Annotated in this window: 13 protein-coding genes; 5 read left to right on the top strand and 8 right to left on the bottom strand. The window is 42.3% G+C overall.

The features are described 5' to 3' along the window. Positions 1-93: 93 nt before the first annotated feature. The 5 genes from pqiC to rlmKL are packed head-to-tail and all read right to left on the bottom strand — an operon-like array spanning position 94 to position 7,631. Positions 94-648 carry a membrane integrity-associated transporter subunit PqiC gene (pqiC, locus tag M5X66_RS05780; RefSeq protein WP_036951698.1) on the bottom strand — a complete coding sequence of 185 codons (555 nt, stop codon included), beginning with the start codon at positions 646-648 and terminating at the stop codon, positions 94-96. Further along, positions 648-2,297 (bottom strand): intermembrane transport protein PqiB, encoded by a 1,650-nt coding sequence (gene pqiB / locus M5X66_RS05775; protein ID WP_036951701.1) that lies wholly within the window; start codon positions 2,295-2,297, stop codon positions 648-650. The genes pqiC and pqiB overlap by 1 nt, the downstream gene beginning before the upstream one ends. Next, the gene (gene pqiA / locus M5X66_RS05770) at positions 2,294-3,568 is read right to left on the bottom strand and encodes a membrane integrity-associated transporter subunit PqiA (protein ID WP_071992150.1); all 1,275 of its coding nucleotides are present in this window, start codon (positions 3,566-3,568) and stop codon (positions 2,294-2,296) included. Before pqiA ends, pqiB begins: the two co-directional genes overlap by 4 nt. A 34-nt stretch (positions 3,569-3,602) precedes the next feature. Then, positions 3,603-5,510 (bottom strand): ABC transporter ATP-binding protein, encoded by a 1,908-nt coding sequence (locus M5X66_RS05765; protein WP_036951705.1) that lies wholly within the window; start codon positions 5,508-5,510, stop codon positions 3,603-3,605. A 12-nt stretch (positions 5,511-5,522) separates the two neighbouring features. Beyond that, entirely contained in the window at positions 5,523-7,631 is a 2,109-nt protein-coding gene (gene rlmKL / locus M5X66_RS05760; RefSeq protein WP_154600316.1) for a bifunctional 23S rRNA (guanine(2069)-N(7))-methyltransferase RlmK/23S rRNA (guanine(2445)-N(2))-methyltransferase RlmL, read from the bottom strand. A 98-nt stretch (positions 7,632-7,729) separates the two neighbouring features. Here rlmKL and M5X66_RS05755 point away from each other — a divergent pair, with 98 nt between their 5' ends. Beyond that, positions 7,730-8,851 carry a YcbX family protein gene (locus M5X66_RS05755; RefSeq protein WP_036951710.1) on the top strand — a complete coding sequence of 374 codons (1,122 nt, stop codon included), beginning with the start codon at positions 7,730-7,732 and terminating at the stop codon, positions 8,849-8,851. A gap of 195 nt (positions 8,852-9,046) precedes the next feature. Here the strand turns inward: M5X66_RS05755 and M5X66_RS05750 are convergent, their stop codons facing one another. The 3 genes from M5X66_RS05750 to pepN form a co-directional block, all read right to left on the bottom strand. After that, complete coding sequence (locus M5X66_RS05750; protein WP_154600317.1) at positions 9,047-9,592, bottom strand: cell division protein ZapC; 546 nt, start codon at positions 9,590-9,592, stop codon at positions 9,047-9,049. Between the two features lie 304 nt (positions 9,593-9,896). Continuing rightward, entirely contained in the window at positions 9,897-10,907 is a 1,011-nt protein-coding gene (gene pyrD, locus M5X66_RS05745; protein WP_154609501.1) for a quinone-dependent dihydroorotate dehydrogenase, read from the bottom strand. A gap of 305 nt (positions 10,908-11,212) precedes the next feature. Further along, complete coding sequence (pepN, locus tag M5X66_RS05740; RefSeq protein WP_108478896.1) at positions 11,213-13,831, bottom strand: aminopeptidase N; 2,619 nt, start codon at positions 13,829-13,831, stop codon at positions 11,213-11,215. A gap of 456 nt (positions 13,832-14,287) precedes the next feature. Here pepN and pncB point away from each other — a divergent pair, with 456 nt between their 5' ends. The 4 genes from pncB (at position 14,288) to M5X66_RS05720 (ending at position 20,327) form a co-directional block, all read left to right on the top strand. Then, on the top strand, positions 14,288-15,502 hold the full coding sequence (pncB, locus tag M5X66_RS05735; protein WP_270103931.1) for a nicotinate phosphoribosyltransferase: 1,215 nt from the start codon (positions 14,288-14,290) through the stop codon (positions 15,500-15,502). A 234-nt stretch (positions 15,503-15,736) separates the two neighbouring features. Continuing rightward, positions 15,737-17,137 carry an asparagine--tRNA ligase gene (gene asnS / locus M5X66_RS05730; RefSeq protein ID WP_154600320.1) on the top strand — a complete coding sequence of 467 codons (1,401 nt, stop codon included), beginning with the start codon at positions 15,737-15,739 and terminating at the stop codon, positions 17,135-17,137. 555 nt (positions 17,138-17,692) lie between these two features. Next, complete coding sequence (locus M5X66_RS05725; RefSeq protein WP_270103930.1) at positions 17,693-18,811, top strand: porin; 1,119 nt, start codon at positions 17,693-17,695, stop codon at positions 18,809-18,811. 325 nt (positions 18,812-19,136) lie between these two features. Further along, positions 19,137-20,327 carry an amino acid aminotransferase gene (locus M5X66_RS05720; RefSeq protein WP_108478899.1) on the top strand — a complete coding sequence of 397 codons (1,191 nt, stop codon included), beginning with the start codon at positions 19,137-19,139 and terminating at the stop codon, positions 20,325-20,327. Positions 20,328-20,336: the final 9 nt, after the last annotated feature.

Here is a 20,336-nt window from a genome sequence, read left to right as displayed (position 1 = left end):
ATTCATAATATCCACTTTCAAAATGAAAAATAATAAAAAAATGCACTACGTTTTACCGTAGCGCATTCATTTCACAACAAAATCATTATCAAATTATGGCTTGCTTATCTCTTGAGCAATATCTGCCGCCACTTTTTGCCAACCATTCGCTAATGTTCTGACTAATTCAGGATAACCATCTTCTTGCTGTTCTAATTGGATATCAAAGTTGCGGCGTACAACTTTGTCGCCACGCATCAATGTCCAAAATCCCTGCACTAACACTTTCCCATCATAACGACCATTAAATGCCGTTAGAGTGATATCTAACGTCTCAGGTGAGTTCTGCAAAGGTTGTAATGAGATAAATCTATCCGGTAGAGCAGAAGATAGCTCACGCACCATTGATTGCCCTAATTGTTGCTCTAACGGACTTGCCCATAAATGCGCACTCGCATTTGAATAAGCAACATCGGACGTTTGGTAAGTTATCCCATTTGATGTCAGCACATCCGCCAGCGTAATACGCTGTAACCAGATTTGTCCTTTATCCATCACGGCCACAGATTGAACTTCAGGGGCCTTCATCGGTAATTGATAATACATTTTTTCTGGGGTGCTACTACAAGCCGCCAGGAGAAAAACGCCTATCGCTAATAGATATCTCATTATTTTTTCACTCCTTTAGGCACAACGTCCTTGCTTGGTTCTGCTTCAAACACGAGCGCATTGCTCTTATTATTCAGCGTGCGCAGTAGTGGTTGTACTTCACGCAGTACTTGATCTAAACGCTGCATATCATCAACCATCTTATTATAAGCTGGTGAGCCTGGTTGGAAGCCTTGCATCGTTTTGTTTATCTCTTTCAGTGATTTTTGCATGTCAGCAGGTAAACTCTGGAACTCTTTGCTAGACATCAATTTATTCAACTGTGTAAACATCACATTTGCTTCTTGAACCAGTTTTTGACCTTCAGCTAATGTTTGCGTTGTTTGTTTCAACATAGGCTCAATTGGCATATTGTTGATTTTATCCAGTACGGCAATCACTTTCTGTTGGATCTGCGCTAAACCACCACTGTGTGTTGGAATAATTTTATAGCCAGCAATAACATAAGGACCTTTGTACTCTGGCACATCTGGAATAAAGTCGAGGTCGATATACAGTGCACCCGTTAATAAATTACCGGACTTTAACGAGGCTCTTAAGCCATTTTTCATCGCCAGATTCAGTTCATTTTTCAGGTTAAAATCTTTACCAACATCCTTAGAAAAACGCTCTGGTTCGATATGAATAAGAACAGGAATGCGGAAGTTATTATCCAGTGATTGATCCAGACCCGCCGTATAGAATGGCACTTGTGCCACTGTACCTAAGCGAATACCGCGGAATTCTACTGGTGCCCCCGGCTGTAGACCGCGTACAGAATCAGAGAAGAACAGCACAAAATCTTGGTATGTGGTGTATAACGAATCTTGAATACTTGATTGAGTATCAAACAGTTCGAACTGTGCATTCTCTTTAACTGTTTCTCCTGGTACCCACCCTTCAGGCACATCAAAACTCACGCCACCAGTTAATAATGTCGCCACCGACCCCATAGAAACATGTACCCCTTGGGAAGACATATCAAAGGCAATACCGCTATCTTTCCAGAAACGCACGTTGCTGCTAATTAACTTGTCATACGGTGCATTGATAAACAGCTGATAACGCATATCGCGTTTATCCATATCAAAATTACTGGTTTCAACGGATCCAACACGATAACCACGGAATAATACAGGGTCGCCAGCATTTAATTGCCCTGCTTTGTCGCTGGTTAAAATAATCCGTTTACCTTTAGCATCAGGGGACGCCAAAGGTGGCGTATCTAATAACGTAAACTCAAAATGTTCTTTTGCCGCTAATCCCGGCTGCAGTTCAATATATGCCCCTGATAACAGAGTACCTAGCCCTGTTACCCCATCACGACCTATCGTAGGTTTCACTATCCAAAAGGCAGAATCAGAGCGCAGCAAACCTTCCATTTCAGGATTCAAGCGGGCTTTAATAATCACGCGGCTAAAATTAGCATCGAGGGTGACGCTTTCAACCACCCCAATATCCACGCTACGGCTTTTAATTTTGGTTTTACCTGCTTCAACCCCTTCCGCACTGTAAGTGATTAACGTCACTTCTGGGCCTTGATGGCTGAAATGGTAAAACATGATCCAAGCACCGATGAGTAGAGTCACAATCGGGATCACCCAAACCGGTGACCAGCTCTTTAACTTACTCACTTTAGCATTGGCCTGTGGTGTTTCTTGATCTGTCACCCTGCGGCTCCTTCTTGTTCAACAGTCTTAACTGCATCTCTCTTTTCACAACGATCCCATGTTAAGCGAGGATCAAATGTCATTGCAGCAAACATCGTTAAAATCACCACTACACCGAAGAAAATAACTCCCAGTGCCGGTACGATGTTCATTAGCTGCCCCATTTGAACCAATGCAGTCAAAATGGTAATCACAAACACATCGATCATTGACCAGCGACCAACATACTCCACCAGCTCATAAATAAAATGCATTCGATGAGGATCACGGTTACCAAACCCTTTAGAGTCGAGGCATAGCCACGCTATACCAATCATTTTCAAGGAAGGCACCATAATACTGGCAATAAAAATAATCATGGCGACGGGGAATGAACCATCTTCCCAAAGAAGGATCACACCATCCATGATAGTAGAAGGCAACCCACTACCTAAGGCGTTTGTTGTCATCACCGGCAGAACGTTTGCGGGAATATAAAGCAAAATAGAAGTTAACAATAATGCCAAAGTCCACTGCAAACTTTGCTTTTTACGTACGCTACCATGAGCATGGCAACGCGGACATTCATGTTGGTCTGCTGGCAAAATTGCCGTACAAACTAAACATAAACGCACATCTTGGCTAATTCCTGTTTTCCCAACAATCAGCGGCTTATTGAGTTTGGGCGCCTCTTCAATTCGGTTCCATAACCAATGTCGATCTAGGCACTGGAACGCTCGCACTTGCATCATACAAAATGCGCAATAAGGGAGAAAACTCATCCCAATGCCAATATCACCATAAGCAATTAACTTAACAAAACTAACTAATACCCCCGCCAAAAAAATCTCCGCCATACACCATGATTTCATCTGAAAGAGAATTCGGGTTATAAGCACTTTGATTGATTTGGGAAGGTGAACCTGCAGCCCTAACAAGATGATAGTCACCATGCAAAATGCAGGAATAATCAAAGAAAATAGGAGAAAAAACAGCGCTAAGCCGCTGTAACGCGTCCCCATAATAATCTCGATGATTTGAAACATGGAGATTTCATTCTCAATGCCTGCTGCACTCATTTTTACAAATGGGAAAAGACAGGCAATTACCAACATAATTAATGCACTAAATGCATATGCTGCGGGTTGCCTGTATGGATAACGCCACTTGGATATGAGTGTTGTTTCACAACGCGGACATGTGGCTTTATTTCCTTGTTCCAATTCAGGAACAGCAACCATCATGTCGCACTGTGGACAGAGCACATGTTCATGGGACTCATGAGAACACAAGGTGTTTTCTCTCCTTTTGATTCAAGCCGTCATATCAACCGTTTTTCAACAGCTCTAGCTCCTGCCAACGATCAAACGCCTGTTCTAACTCTTGTTCTTTAGCGGCAAGTTCAGTTAACGCTTGCTCAGTCACATCATGTGGCTGATTAAAGAAATCTGCATCGCCAATTTGTGCTTGAAGAGTTTCAATTTCCCCTTCAAGTTGCTCTAATTTCGCCGGTAATTGCTCTAATTCACGCAATAAATTATAGCTAAGCTTATTTGCACGTTTAGGAGCTTCTTTTGGCTTAGCTTCTTTTTCTGGCGCAGCTACTTTACTGGTTTGCTCCGATTTCAGACGTACGGTTTGTGCTCTTTGCTGTTGAGCATCATTATAGCCCCCCACAAAGCGGTTAATTTCGCCGTTACCTTCGAAAATCCAGCACTCTGTTACGCTGTTATCCACGAATTCTCTATCATGGCTAACTAATAAAACGGTACCTTGATACCCATCCACCAGCTCTTCCAGTAACTCTAATGTTTCAACATCAAGGTCGTTGGTTGGTTCATCGAGGATCAGCAAGTTACTTGGTTTTAAGAATAAACGCGCTAATAATAAGCGGTTACGCTCACCACCGGATAACGCTCTTACAGGCGTCATCGCGCGTTTTGGCGGGAACATAAAGTCTTGCAGGTAACCCAATACATGACGAGGTTTACCATTAACCATGACCTCTTGCTTACCTTCCGCAAGGTTATCCATAACAGTTTTATCTGGGTCGAGTGCTGCGCGGTGCTGGTCGAAATACGCAACTTCAAGTTTAGTCCCACAGTGAACGCGTCCACTATCTGCTTGTAAATCGCCGAGCATTAAACGTAACAGTGTGGTTTTACCACAACCGTTAGGTCCCACCAATGCAATTTTATCGCCACGCATCACTTGCGCAGAGAAATCCTTCACTAAAACTTTATTATCAACTTGATAATTAACGTTTTCTAACTCAAATACAATTTTACCGGAACGCGCTGCTTCACCCACTTGCATACGCGCAGTGCCCATCACTTCACGACGTTCCGAGCGTTCTACTCGCAATGCTTTCAGCGCACGAACACGGCCTTCATTACGGGTACGACGCGCTTTGATCCCTTGGCGGATCCAGGCTTCTTCCTGTGCTAATTTGCGATCAAACTCCGCATTTTGCATCTCTTCAACACGCAGCGCTTCTTCTTTATTGATCAGATAATCATCATAGTTACCCGGCCAAGAAGAGAGCTGACCACGGTCTAAATCGATAATACGGGTTGCCATATTACGAATGAAAGAACGGTCATGGGAAATAAAGACGATGCTACCTTGGAAATCTTTCAAAAAGGTTTCTAACCATAAAATGGTTTCAATATCTAAGTGGTTAGTCGGCTCATCTAAGAAAAGCACGCGAGGATTGCTGACCAAGGCACGTCCTAATGCCGCTTTACGCAACCAACCACCAGATAATGAAGATAACTCCGCATCCGCCGGTAAACCCAGTTTTTTGAGCACATCATTAATACGCGAGTCTAATAACCAGAGATTTAAGTTATCCAGAACCTCTTGTAAATCCGCCAGTTTATTTAAATTTTTCTCACTTGGATCAGACTCCACCAGCTTAGCAACATGGTGATAATCTTTTAAATATTGTGCTTGTTCAGCAACACCTTCGGCCACAAAGTCAAAAATAGTGCCTTCCACGTTACGCGGTGGATCCTGCTGTAAGCGAGCAACAATTAAATCTTGTTCATAAGTTAATGAACCATCATCCAGTGGCTGCTCTTTCGTCAAGACACGCATCAGGGTCGATTTTCCTGCCCCGTTGCGACCCACTAAACAGACACGTTCATTATCTTCAATATGAATTTCAGTATTGTCTAACAGAGGCGCATCACTAAACGCGAGGTATGCACCCGATAAATTAATCAAAGCCATTAATTCTGTTCCTTACTCTGCGTGGCTAATTAACCAGCAGTTGTGAATTTGACGGTTACGTGCGAAGTCTTCTGACAGTGTCTTAGCGGTGATTTCTTGTGCTTTTAGGCCAAGTTCAGTCAGTGCTTCGAGATCCATTTTGAATCCGCGCTTGTTGTTGGAGAACATCACGGTACCACCGCGACGCAGCATACGTTTCAAATGGGTGATTAATTGCACATGGTCACGTTGAACGTCAAAGGTTCCATCCATACGTTTCGAGTTTGAGAACGTCGGTGGATCGATGAAAATCAAGTCAAATTGCTCATCAGTATTGGCTAACCAATTCAAACAATCCGCTTGCATTAAACGGTGCTGGCGACCTGTAAGCTGGTTGGCTTGCAAGTTTTTCTCTGCCCACTCTAAATAGGTACGAGACATATCCACAGAGGTTGTGCTCTTCGCACCACCTAGCCCCGCATGAACGGTGGCAGTACCGGTGTAGCAAAAGAGGTTTAAGAAGTCCTTACCACGGCTCATTTCACCTAACATACGACGAGCAATACGGTGGTCGAGGAATAACCCAGTATCCAGATAGTCAGTTAAGTTAACTAACAATTTAGCGTTATATTCATTCACTAAAAAGAAATCATCTTTCTGTGCTAATTTTTCGTACTGTTGTTTACCTTTTTGGCGCTGACGCGTTTTCAATACTAATTGATTCGAGGTTAACTCAAGGACATTCATTGTCGCGGTGATCACATCGAACAGGCGCTGACGCGCTTTACGCTCATCAACGGTTTTTGGCGGTGCGTATTCTTGGATAACGACTTTGTCGCCATAAATATCCACAGCCACATTGTATTCAGGTAAATCTGCATCATATAGACGGTAGCAATCAACACCTTGCTGCTTCGCCCACTTCGTCAGTTTTTTCTGGTTTTTACGTAAACGGTTAGCAAAATCTGGTGAAATTTCCGCAATAGTTTCTGATGGCGTTTCCGCTAATTGATAGTTTTTCTGTACACAATCCAGTGGACCATTTTTCGCTTTAAATTCACGTTCAGAACGTAATTGTAAGCAGCTTAATAATTCAGGGGATGCACTGAAAATCGATAAACGCCAGCCTGGGAAACGCGCTTTCACAATACGACCAAATTGGCTATGTAATGCGATTAATGCCGGTTCACTTTCCAGACGCTCACCGTATGGTGGGTTACTGATAATGGTTCCCTTGATATCCGTTTTAACTGGATTTTCCAACGCCGCTGCATCACCATGATTGAAAGTGATTAAATCTTGCAATCCTGCACGACGAGCATTGGCACGCGCCATATCCAGCACACGCTTATCAATATCAAAGCCATAGAAACGGGAAGTGGTATCTTTCAAGCCTTGGCGGAAACGTACCTGAGCTTCCGTGACAACTTCACGCCATAATTCAGGGTTATGTTTCAACCATGCATTGAATCCCCAATGCTGGCGATATAATCCCGGCGCTCTATCTGCGGCAATCATTGCCGCTTCAATTAATAGTGTTCCAGAACCACACATAGGGTCGACCATTGGAGTATTTTTCTGCCAACCTGAACGGCTAATAATTGCTGCTGCTAACGTCTCTTTTAATGGTGCTTGTCCGGCAAGGTCACGATAACCACGAATGTGCAGTGAATCTCCGCTCAAGTCGAGTGCCACACTTGCGCGTTCTTTATTTAAGTAGACGTTAATACGAATATCGGCTTCTTGGCGAGCAACATTCGGGCGCTGGTCTAATTTACGCACAAAGCTGTCGACGATGGCATCTTTCACTTTCAATGCCCCGTATTGGCTATTGCGGATCTCTTCGTTGGTTCCAGTGAAATGCACCACAAATGTGTCATTCACATCGAAGATTTCAGACCAATCAATCGCTTGAACACCCAGATATAAATCAAGGTCGCTATAGACATCGAAATCATTCAGCGGTAATAAAATACGGGATGCCAGTCGACTCCACAGCAGACTTTGATACATCACACGGTCATCAGCCTGAAAATAGACGCCCCCTTGTGCCACTTTGCACTGGCTAGCACCTAGCGCTTCCAATTCAGTTTTCAGTAGTTCTTCCAGGCCTCGAGCTGTGCTGGCAAACAGAAAATTCATAGTATTTATTACCGATTTCGATGAAAAATTGTTGCGCATTATAGCTAATCTCATGCACTTGTCATAAAGTTGCTGCACAACAATTATAGGATTAAAAAATGATTACGCTTTCGCGCCTGTATACACACCCAGTCAAGTCAATGAGGGGCATTCGTCTATCTCATGGTTACGCTGATATCAGCGGATTGACGTTTGATCGTAACTTTATGGTCACCACATTAGAAGGTAAGTTTATCACTGCGCGTAAATATCCGCAGATGTTATTATTTACCCCAGCTATGCTCAATAATGGGCTTTATCTAAAAGCACCTAATGGTGAAAGCGCCACCGTATTGTATCAGGACTTTAATGAGAAGCAGAGTCCTACAGAAGTTTGGGGCAATCATTTTCATGCACTTATTGCACCTGATGAGATAAATAGTTGGTTAAGCAGCTTTTTTGACGAGCCAGTCCAACTAAGATGGTTAAGTCCTGAACTATCTCGTCGAGTCAAAAAGCACCAAGACGTTCCCTTATCTTTCGCCGATGGCTACCCATTTTTACTTATCAATGAAGCCTCAGTACAAGAGCTACAACGCCGCTGCCCTGCCAGCGTAAAACTCGAACAATTTCGCGGTAACTTAATTATTACCGGTGCTAAGCCGTTCGAAGAAGATAGCTGGAAACGCATTCAAATTGGTGATGTGATCTTTACCTTAGATAAGCCTTGTAGCCGCTGTATTTTGACCACGGTCAGCCCAGAAAAAGGGATCAAACACCCCCATGCAGAACCGCTTGCTACACTGCAAACCTTCCGTATGGATGACACCGGTGATGTGGATTTTGGACAAAATGCATTAATCGAAAATACGGGGATTATCCGCGTAGGAGATACCCTCACTGTATTAGAAACTAAGCAGCCAAAACAGTATCCATTACGCGATAGAGAAGCGCCTATTACTCAGGCTACAAAGCCAACTCCAACCACCGTAAACCTAGTTTTTGAAGAGATAGAATATAGTGGAAACACAGAGCATGTGATCCTTGAACAGCTTGAATCTCACGGGCTTTCTATCCCTTATTCATGCCGCGCGGGAATTTGTGGACGTTGCCGAATTTCACTGCTTGAAGGAGAAGTCACCCCACTAAAACAAAGCGCTATCAAAGATAATGGGGATATTTTAGCTTGTAGCTGTATTCCCAAAACTGCCATCAAGCTTGCTTTTAATCAAGCTGATTAAATAAAAATAAAGCCTCAACTAAGAAAATAATTTTTTAGTTGAGGCTCTTAATTAAAGATAAATTCTTCCCATATTCTTCAGCTTCATTTATCGTAAAAATTTTATCATGCCTATTTTTCATTTTATTTATTTTACATGGAAAACTTTATTCCGCACATAAGTAATCGAAATACGAATATGATCATCAGTGATCAATTACATAGCATTTCCATATAATAGACGCTTGGTTCTCGATTGATAATGCATCATTCGATCGTTCATGATCTTAATTGGATCACAGAATCGTAAAGTACGATCCGGTAATTCTAATGATGGCTCAGCTAATAAACATAAGCTTGCTGAGTGACCCGCTTCTGCAATAATAAATGTTGAATAAACATTGGTATTTTCTAAGCACACTTGAATTAACTGACCACGTTCTGGCGTACTCATAAAATGGAAACTGGAAAAATACCAACTTTTTGGCATTTGGGGCTTTAAGAAGCGGTAAGCAACTAGGCTATTTAAGACTAATTCCGCTCTCTCTTCATAACTAATATTTAATCTCTTGGCTTGCTCATCAAATAAATAAAACTCTGCTGCATCTTCAATACTAAAAGGCATTTCATTTTGCGCAGAAACAGTCAACATTTTAGCTGGAAAACAAGACCGAAATATCATGCCGTTGGCGAGATCTAACATCACTCTGTCATGGTCACGATCAAAATACCAACGCCAATGATCATCAGGTTTAATATTCATAAACGATCCTTTAGCGATGTTATAAGCAAATAAGCTTTGTTTTGGATCCTTTATTAAGATCCCTTTAAACATATCTCTGTTATATCCTAAAGCTTAAAAGAAAAAGATACACGACAGACTGATCAATATTAAGCAAACGTCAATGTCGGCTTTTTTAAAAACGAATTAATCAGATGAGCGAAAACTATATAGTGCACAACTACACGTATAACTTGTCATTTAATGGATATAATTTATGTTCAATCTTAATATAGGATAAAAGGGGGAATAAATAAACCCCCCTTGTATAATTAATCACCATTTTTTAGATGTGATTAACAATATCCTTTATTAATTTTGGTCCGTGGTAAATAAAACCAGAATAAATTTGGATTAATGATGCCCCTGCTTCCATTTTTTCTCTGGCTGCAGTTAATGAATCAATACCACCAACACCAATAATTGGTAACTTTCCATTTAATTCACGGGAAATAAGTTTAATGACCTGGGTACTTTTTAATTGCACCGGACGACCACTTAAACCACCCGCTTCATTACAGTAATTTAAACCTTGAACTAAAGAACGATCCAATGTGGTGTTCGTCGCAATAACGCCATCAATATTATGTCTCACTAAACTGTCAGCCACTTGCACAATTTCTTCTTCAGTTAAATCCGGTGCAATTTTGACCGCAACAGGAACATATTTCTGATGGAGTGATTGCAATGCTAATTGCTTCTCTTTGATGCCACTTAATAAATCATCCAGCGCTTCCCCATATTGTAATGTGCGTAATCCAGGGGTATTTGGTGATGAAATATTAATCGCGATATACCCTGCGTGGGCATACACTTTATCCATACAAATTAAATAATCGTCTTTACCATGCTCAACGGGCGTATCTTTATTCTTACCAATATTAATCCCGATAATCCCGCCGTAGGTTGATTTTTTAACGTTCTCAACAAGGTTATCAACCCCTTTATTGTTGAAACCCATGCGGTTAATAATCCCTTCCGCTTCAACAACTCTGAATAATCTTGGTTTGTCATTTCCATCTTGAGGACGTGGTGTAACGGTTCCAATTTCTACAAAACCAAATCCCATAGCACCAAACGCATCAATGCACTCGCCATTTTTGTCGAGTCCTGCGGCTAGGCCTAATGGATTTTTAAAGGAGAGTCCCATACAGGTAACGGGTTTGGTTGCAATGGATTGACGAAGGAGGAATTGGAGAGGAGAGTGGTTTAAACGCTGAAGCTGACGAAACGTTAATTCATGGGCCTTTTCAGGGTCGAGCTGAAACAGTGCCTTTCGGGCAAGGTGATATAACATAGCTATTAACCTACTTTCTGTCTAAGTACGATTGAATATGCATTTCTCTACACGACACACTCAAACTCAGCGCGTGCAAAAATACCCCCAAACCTGTTTTACCAAATAGGGTTTGTGAGTATACAAGTGAGATTGGCTTGATAAAACGGCACATATGCTACCCCAACTGTGGGGTAATAATCCATGAAAATATCACTAAAAGTGCTAATTGTTTTGATCTTCTACCATAAAAAAGCCCTTAGACTCGAAAATCTAAGGGCTTACATGCATTTATTCTCAGAATTAACTGCCTACTATCCTAAGAATTAACTTTCTAGCGCTTTAGTTATCTTCTCAAACAGATCCCCAGAAAGGTTTTCTAACCCTTTGAGTTTTTCCAGAACCTCACGCATTAAATCTTGGCGCTTCGCATCATAACGTTTAAAACGGATTAATGGCTCAATTAATCGCGATGCCACTTGTGGATTGCGAGTATTCAGATCCACTAAGATCTCATACAGGAATTGATAACCGCTGCTATCTTCTGCGTGGAAGTTCACCGGGTTGCCTGCTGTAAATGAACCCACTAATGCACGAACACGGTTCGGGTTAGTCATGCTAAATGAGCGATGATTTAATAATTCACGTACTTTTTCCAGAGTGTTTTTAGCTGGATTGGTGCCTTGCAGCGTAAACCATTTATCCATCACCAAGCCATCATGGTGCCAACGATCGTCAAAATCTGACATCAGCTCAGCGTGACATGGCAAGCCCGCTTCGTTTGCAGCGGTTAATGCCGCGAGTGAATCGGTCATATTATCCGCACTGCGATATTGAGCTTCCACCAGCTTATTCGCTAACTCACGATCGTCCGCTGCCGCCAAATATTGCAAGCATGTATTACGCAGTGAACGCAGTGCAATATCACCGTGATCTACACGATACCCATCAATTTTAATCGAACGATAAACAGTTAAGAATTCATCGTGCATTTCATTTGCTAGCGTAGAGTGGATAAAATCAATCGCGTTATGGATTGCCACAGGATCAATAACGGTAAACAGCTCGGCAATTTCATTTTCTGAAGGCAGAGTCAAAATTAAAGCAGCTAATGCAGGGTCAATATTGTCACTGAGCAATACAGCGCGGAATGCATCCACAACATGCTCAGGCAGGACCAGCGCTTCCCCTTTATGCAGTTTTTCCACGTTAATTTTGGCATAGTTATTAATCAGTTGCTGCGCCGCATCCCAGCGAGAAAATTCATTACTCGCATGCTGCATTAAAAATGCCAATTGTGCATCTGTATATGGATAATCCAATTTTACTGGCGCAGAAAATTCACGTAATAAAGAAGGCACTGGGCGAGAAGTCACATGGTCAAATACAAAATTTTGTGACGCTTGAGTGACATTTAAGACTGAGTTCACCAAGCTTCCATCACGCTTAAGTGGGATCACTGCACCATCTTCACCGTACAATTCGATATCCAATGGAATATGCAGAGGCTGTTTTTCTGCTTGGTCGGCAGTTGGTGGCGTCATTTGGCTGACATGCAGCGTATATTGTTGCTTCTCTGGCGAGTATTCATCACGAACGGTCAAAACTGGCGTTCCTGATTGGCTATACCAGCGACGGAACAGGGACAAATCCACGTTCGATGCATCTTCCATCGCCTGCACGAAATCATCACAGGTTGCAGCGCTACCATCATGGCGATGAACATACAGCTGGATCCCTGCTTGGAACATCTCTTCTCCAAGCAAAGTGTGGATCATGCGGATAACTTCAGACCCTTTTTCATACACTGTCAGTGTATAAAAGTTGTTCATCTCGATCACTTTTTCAGGGCGGATCGGGTGAGCCATTGGACTTGCATCTTCCGCAAACTGCGCCGCCCGCATGACTTTGACATTATTAATACGGTTAACTGAACGTGAACCTAAATCAGAGCTAAATTCTTGATCTCGGAATACGGTCAACCCTTCTTTTAAACTTAATTGGAACCAGTCACGACAAGTAATACGGTTGCCTGTCCAGTTATGGAAATATTCGTGACCAATCACAGATTCAATATTCAGATAATCTTTATCTGTGGCAGTTTCGCTTTTCGCTAAAACGTACTTCGAGTTAAATACATTCAGACCTTTATTTTCCATTGCACCCATGTTGAAGAAATCAACGGCAACAATCATATAAATATCAAGGTCATATTCTAAACCGAAACGCTCTTCGTCCCATTTCATTGCATTTTGCAGGGATTTCATAGCCCATGGCGCACGGTCTAAGTTGCCTTTATCAACAAACAGCTCTAATGCGACTTTGCGACCAGTGCGAGTCACAAACTCATCGCGTAACACATCAAAGTCCCCTGCGACCAGTGCAAATAAGTAACTTGGTTTCGGGAATGGGTCTTCCCATTTTACCCAATGGCGACCATCGTCCAATTCACCTTCCGCGATGCGGTTACCGTTAGAAAGTAAATAAGGATAGCGAGATTTGTCTGCTGTAATTTTGGTGGTGTAACGCGCTAAAACATCGGGGCGATCTTGGTAATAAGTAATGTGGCGGAAACCTTCTGCCTCGCACTGAGTACACAAAGCTTCACCAGAAACATATAAACCTTCTAACGCACTGTTTTTCTCAGGGCTAATCTCATTAACAATACTCAGTGTAAACGCCTCTGGTAGCGATTCAATGATAAGCTTGCCTGATTCTTCTTTATAGTTTGTCCACGCTTTACCATCGACTTCAAGGCTAATAAGAGTTAAATCTTCACCAAATAATTCTAAGGTGGAAGATTGCGGATTAAGGCGTTTCACCTTACTGATAGCGGTCACTTTGGTTTTGGCGGGATCAAGGTCAAAATCAAGGAATATTTCTGTAATTGTATAATCAGGTGCTTGATAATCTTGACGATATTTCGCTTGTCTTAACTGAGTCATAGGTAACCTTTTTATTCGTTATATCCGTGTCATAGTCTCTTTCTACTGTATACAATACTATAAGATGAACTAATGTGAATGGACTTGAGAAACATTTTCATCACAAATTGCGATATTTTTCTATTATTTCCCATCAAATTTATGAGAGTAGTATCCAACTTTGTGGGCATGCGGTTTGCCTGTTGGTGCTATAGATCTATTAAATCTAAATTTACATGTTAGTATCATTCAGTGATTATTGTTCTGAGTATGTTATCGAACAGTAAATGAAGATTCGTTTAGAATAATGACCACGTTGAACGCGTTTAACTCAACAGTTAATTGGGTGGATTAAAGTTGAATTATCTTCCAACAACATACAGATAGAATAAAACTTCTATCTTTTGTTAAAGCGGGTATACTTTTTCAACTTTAACGATTTAGCAATTAGTCAGCTCCGCGAGGAACTCTGCGCGCATGAATTTAGACGTAACACCGATTATTACATCACTGCTGGATACCGATGCTTATAAGCTTCATATGCAGCAAGCCGTTTTTCACCGCTACAACCAAGTTCCCGTTGTCGCTGAATTTCGTTGCCGTAGCAGTGATATTTTAGGTGCCTATGCCAATGAGATTGAACAACAGATTCAATTGATGGCACAGCTTTCTCTTTCGGATGATGAATATCAGTACCTGCGTACTCTGCCCTTTTTCACCGAAGACTACCTCTCGTGGCTAAAAACATTCCGCTTTAATCCTGAGCAAGTTGTCGTCAGCGTCGCTGATAATGGTCAACTGGCCATACGCATCAGTGGTCCGTGGCGCGAAGTGATTATGTGGGAAGTGCCACTGTTAGCGTTAGTGAGTGAAATTGTTCAACGTGACAGACACCCTACCATTACCGCTGATGATGCCGTTAACCAACTGCACAAATTACTGGAGCTATTTTATCAAGAAGCCAGCGAACGCCAATTGAATCTATCGGGTTTTAAGTTGATGGATTTCGGTACTCGCCGCCGTTTTTCCTATAAAGTGCAAGCGGCTATCGTGGGTATGCTCAAGCAAGAATTCCCTTATTTAGTGGGTACCAGTAACTACAAATTGGCTCGTGAATTGGGCTTAATGCCTGTAGGCACTCAAGCGCATGAATGGTTCCAAGCTCATCAACAGATAAGCCCTGAACTCGCCAATAGCCAACGTGAAGCCCTACAAAGCTGGCTGGATGAGTACCCAAATCATCTAGGTATCGCCCTCACCGACTGTATTACGATGGATGCTTTCTTGCGTGATTTTGACCGCGAATTTGCTAATCGTTACCAAGGATTACGCCACGATTCTGGGGATCCTATTGAATGGGGTGAAAAAGCCATCGCCCATTATCAAAAATTGGGCATTGACCCACTGAGTAAAACGTTGGTGTTCTCCGATAATTTAGACCTGCAAAAAGCCTTAGAGCTATACCACTATTTCCATAAACGGATCAATTTAGTGTTTGGTATTGGCACAAGACTCACTTGCAACATTCCGAACGTGGTACCGATGAATATCGTGATCAAGCTGGTGGAATGTAATGGCAAGCCCGTTGCTAAATTATCCGATAGCCCAGGAAAAACCATCTGTGAAGATGATGAATTTGTGAATCAGCTACGCAAAGCCTTTGACCTTCCTAAAATGGAAAAAGCCTGCTAAAAACAAATTAATAACCCGATAGCGATTTTTTACTTGTTTCCTGCCAAATGGCAAGTAACATAGCAGATTACCCCTGAAATATGGGATTTCGGAAAAGATGTCGGGTTATCGCTTTTTCTTATCGTGAGTTTTCTTCTTATATAGTGTTTCTTTGTAAACCCTTAAGCAGTCAACCCCAATAACGCATACTCGTCATCTCATATCGTTAATATTATTTAAAAGAGAGTAATTTTTATGATCGTTGCGCCTGTAGTCGATGTACTGCAAGGCCGTGTGGCGGTGGGCTCTGAAGTCACCGTTCAAGGCTGGGTACGTACAAGGAGAGATTCAAAAGCTGGTTTTTCTTTCCTCGCCGTTTATGACGGTTCATGCTTTAACCCATTACAGGCTATCATCAATAATAATTTATCTAATTATAATGACGAAGTCCTGCATTTAACCACAGGCTGCTCTGTGGAAGTCACCGGTGTCGTGACCGAATCTCAAGGTCAAGGCCAATCTTTTGAATTGCAAGCAACGTCCGTGAAAGTCGTTGGTTGGGTCGAAGATCCTGATACTTACCCAATGGCAGCCAAACGCCACAGCGTCGAATTTTTACGTGAAGCCGCTCACTTGCGCCCACGCACTAACTTAATCGGTGCTGTTGCACGTGTTCGCCACACATTAGCGCAAGCTCTGCATCGTTTCTTTGATGAACAGGGTTTCTTCTGGGTTTCTACCCCACTTATCACTGCATCAGATACTGAAGGTGCGGGTGAAATGTTCCGTGTTTCTACACTGGACTACAACAACTTGCCACGTAATGACAAAGGCGAAGTGGATTTCAGCGAAGATTTCTTCGGTCGCGAAGCCTTCTTAACGGTTTCTGGTCAGCTGAACGGCGAAGCTTATGCGACTGCATTAAGCAAAATCTACACCTTTGGTCCAACTTTCCGTGCTGAAAACTCCAACACCAGCCGCCACTTGGCTGAATTCTGGATGTTAGAGCCTGAAGTTGCATTTGCTGACTTAGATGACATCGCAGGTCTTGCTGAAGAAATGCTGAAATATGCATTCAACGCGGCATTAACCGAACGTCGTGATGACCTTGAATTCTTTGCTGAACGTGTCGATAAAGACGTGATTAACCGTCTGGAACGTTTTGTGAGTTCTGATTTTGCTCAAGTTGACTATACCGATGCGATCAAAATCCTCGAAACCTGCGGTCAGAAATTCGAAAACCCAGTTTATTGGGGTGTCGATATGTCTTCAGAACATGAGCGTTACTTAGCAGAGCAGCACTTTAAAGCGCCAGTTGTGGTTAAAAACTACCCGAAAGATATTAAAGCTTTCTATATGCGCCTTAATGAAGACGGTAAAACCGTTGCTGCGATGGATGTCTTAGCCCCTGGCATTGGTGAAATCATCGGTGGCTCTCAGCGCGAAGAACGTTTAGATAGACTGGATGCACGTTTAGAAGAAATGGGCATGAATAAAGAAGATTACTGGTGGTATCGTGATCTGCGCCGTTACGGCACCGTGCCACACTCCGGTTTCGGTCTTGGTTTTGAGCGTTTAATTGCTTACGTCACTGGCGTCAGCAACGTACGTGAAGTGATCCCATTCCCACGTACCCCAAGAAACGCGGCATTCTAATGACTATTGCCCGTTATACGGCTTAAATGGTTATTCATATCGGGTCACTAAGTGGCCCGATATTGTTATCTCTACTGTTTATTATTAACTATTGGCCCTGATTGAATATTTTGAGAGCACTGTCACAGTTTTCCTTTTACTACCCTATTTTTTGCTTTTTTATTAACGATTCCTATTCCGACTAAGAATAATCTGCTTTAAGCGTGTTCCCATTCTTATTTGTCAGTACACTTTTCCCTCATCAATGAATGATATCGTTCGAAAAAAGTTCAATTTGTCTTTCAAAAAAGTTCCCTCTTTTTTGTAAAATTTTTTCAACTGGTAGGATGAGTGATTATTTTTTACTCTATTTTTTACATTTAGAAACACCTTGTTACCATTTGTTTCAGAATCTTCGTTTTTGTAGCATTTTGGGGGTAGATAAATTTATCTACCAATGGAACACTGGACGCCGACTAAAGACGACACTAATCTCTCATAAATAGTTCAAAAGAAATTTATGGATTATTTTTGGCAGTGGCAGGTGTCCGAATAACACCAATGAGGGTAATAATAATGATGAAACGCAATATTCTTGCAATGGTTATCCCAGCTCTGTTAGCTGCTGGTGCAGCAAACGCAGCTGAAATCTACAACAAAGACGGCAACAAATTAGACCTGTACGGTAAAGTTGACGTTCGTCATTACTTTGCTGATGCTCGCGTTAGCGAAGACAGCAACGCTAAAAGCCAAGACGGTGACGATTCACGTGTTCGTTTAGGTATCAAAGGTGATACTCAAATCACTGATCAACTGACTGGTTTTGGTCGTTTCGAGTGGGAAACTAAGACTAACAAAGGTGAAGTTAACGCAGAAAACAAAAACCGTTTAGCTTACGCTGGTCTGAAATTCAAAGATTTCGGTTCTTTCGACTACGGCCGTAACTACGGTGTTATCTATGACACGAACGCATGGACCGACGTTTTCCCATTATGGGGCGGCGACACTATGGCTCAAGCTGACACGTTCATGACTTCACGTAACCGTAACTTAGCGACTTACCGTAACAACAACATGTTCGGTTATGTTGATGGCCTGAGCTTCGCTCTGCAATACCAAGGTAAAAACGGCGACCAAAACAAATCAGGTACTAAAAACGTTTACGAAAATAACGGCGACGGTTACGGTTTCTCTACCGCTTATGACTTAGGTTGGGGCGTGACTCTGGGTGGTGGTTACTCTAACTCTTCCCGTACACCAAACCAAAACACTACAACAAGTGGTGCAACTGGCGAACGTGCTCAAGCATGGAACGTTGGTGGTAAATTTGATGCTAACAATGTTTACTTAGCAGCAATGTACGGTGAAACACTGAATACTACTCGCTATGGCAGCACTGATACAATCGCTAATAAAACTCAAAACGTTGAATTAGTGGCTCAGTACCTGTTCGACTTCGGTCTGAAACCATCTTTAGGTTATAACCAATCTAAAGGTAAAAACCTGAATATGTATGGTGCAGATAACCACGATTTAGTTAAATATATCTCTGTAGGTTCTTACTACTACTTCAACAAAAACATGTCTGCAGTTGTTGATTACAAAATCAACCTGTTAGATGAAGATGAATTTACTAAGAAAGCTGGTATCAGCACTGACAACGTAGTTGGTCTGGGCTTAGTTTACCAATTCTAATTATCAGTTAACTGATAATCTGAAAACAGTAAATCATGTTTTTGAAAGCAGCGCTCCGGCGCTGCTTTTTTATTGCTCGCATTTTATTCCTCCATCATCGAATCGGCTAACCCTCTTATTTGTTAATAATCCCACTAATTAGATTAACTCACTGGTCTATACTCAATTTTTGGTTAAATTTGATGTAATGGCTATCTAGCTCACAAGATCACACCAATTTTTAGTAAAACAATTGGCAAAAACCCTCTTCCAAGTTACTCTGATAGCTCGACATTTTCCGTTGTACCTCTTTTCAGCTAAACCACAGAGTTTTGGAATCGACAATATGTTTGAGAAAATCATTTCTGCCCCAGCTGACCCTATCCTCGGTCTTGCTGATAGTTTCCGTGCTGATCCTCGCGATAACAAAATCAACCTCGGTATCGGTGTCTACAAAGACGAATCAGGTAAAACCCCTGTTCTAGACACCGTCAAAAAAGCAGAGAAATTCCTGCTAGACAACGAGAATACCAAAAACTACCTCGCGATTAGCGGAATGCCGGAGTTTGGTCGTGTCACTCAAACGCTGCTGTTTGGTGCTAACCATGAAATCATCAGCTCACAACGTGCTCGTACGGCGCAAGCACCAGGTGGTACAGGTGCCCTGCGTATCGCAGCCGATTTCATTGCTAAACAAACTAACGCAAAGCGTGTTTGGATCAGCAACCCAACGTGGCCTAACCATAAGAATATTTTCGAAGCAGCTGGTTTAGAAGTGCTGACTTACAATTACTACGATGCAGCCAACCACGGTATGGACTTTGCTGGCATGCTAAACAGCCTGTCATCTGCGGTTGCTGGTGATGTGATTGTTCTCCATGGCTGCTGCCATAACCCAACTGGTATTGACCCAACGCCAGAGCAATGGACTCAACTGGCTGCTCTGTGTGCTGAAAAAGGGTTATTACCTGTATTCGACTTCGCTTACCAAGGTTTTGCGAAAGGTTTAGATGAAGATGCAGAAGGCTTACGCATTTTCACCAAAAACAACCCAGAAATGATTGTTGCCAGCTCATTCTCGAAAAACTTCGGTCTGTACAATGAGCGTGTGGGTGCTTGCACCATCATCGCCAAAGATAGCGATAACGCAGAGCGCGCATTTAGCCAAGCGAAAGCGGTTATTCGTGCTAACTACTCCAACCCACCAGCACACGGTGCGGCGGTGGTTACCACTATCCTGTCTGATGAAACATTAAAAGCTGAGTGGATCCAAGAACTGACCTCAATGCGCGAACGTATTAAACGTATGCGTCAACTGCTGGTTAAAACATTGGAAGAGAAAGGCGCTAAACAAGACTTTAGCTTCATCATCAACCAAAATGGTATGTTCTCCTTCAGTGGGCTAACTAAAGAGCAGGTAGAGCGTCTACGTAGCGAATTTGGTATCTACGCAGTAAGTTCTGGCCGCATCAACGTGGCTGGCTTAACACTGGAAAACATGGTTCCGCTGTGTGATGCTATTGTAAAAGTGCTTTAAGATTCAATT

The organism is Providencia sp. PROV188 (genome assembly GCF_027595165.1).
GTDB lineage: Bacteria > Pseudomonadota > Gammaproteobacteria > Enterobacterales > Enterobacteriaceae > Providencia > Providencia lanzhouensis.
Note: the sequence above shows the minus strand (reverse complement) of the source record. Positions and strands in the feature narration are given on the sequence as shown.

Bases quoted from the DNA above. Each gene is read 5' to 3' on its own strand.
- M5X66_RS05720 (WP_108478899.1), top strand. From the start codon at position 19,137: ATGTTTGAGAAAATCATTTCTGCCCCAGCTGACCCTATCCTCGGTCTT.
- M5X66_RS05725 (WP_270103930.1), top strand. From the start codon at position 17,693: ATGATGAAACGCAATATTCTTGCAATGGTTATCCCAGCTCTGTTAGCT.
- pyrD (WP_154609501.1), bottom strand. From the start codon at position 10,907: ATGTTATATCACCTTGCCCGAAAGGCACTGTTTCAGCTCGACCCTGAA.
- pepN (WP_108478896.1), bottom strand. From the start codon at position 13,831: ATGACTCAGTTAAGACAAGCGAAATATCGTCAAGATTATCAAGCACCT.
- asnS (WP_154600320.1), top strand. From the start codon at position 15,737: ATGATCGTTGCGCCTGTAGTCGATGTACTGCAAGGCCGTGTGGCGGTG.
- M5X66_RS05755 (WP_036951710.1), top strand. From the start codon at position 7,730: ATGATTACGCTTTCGCGCCTGTATACACACCCAGTCAAGTCAATGAGG.
- rlmKL (WP_154600316.1), bottom strand. From the start codon at position 7,631: ATGAATTTTCTGTTTGCCAGCACAGCTCGAGGCCTGGAAGAACTACTG.
- pqiC (WP_036951698.1), bottom strand. From the start codon at position 648: ATGAGATATCTATTAGCGATAGGCGTTTTTCTCCTGGCGGCTTGTAGT.
- pncB (WP_270103931.1), top strand. From the start codon at position 14,288: ATGAATTTAGACGTAACACCGATTATTACATCACTGCTGGATACCGAT.
- M5X66_RS05750 (WP_154600317.1), bottom strand. From the start codon at position 9,592: ATGAATATTAAACCTGATGATCATTGGCGTTGGTATTTTGATCGTGAC.
- M5X66_RS05765 (WP_036951705.1), bottom strand. From the start codon at position 5,510: ATGGCTTTGATTAATTTATCGGGTGCATACCTCGCGTTTAGTGATGCG.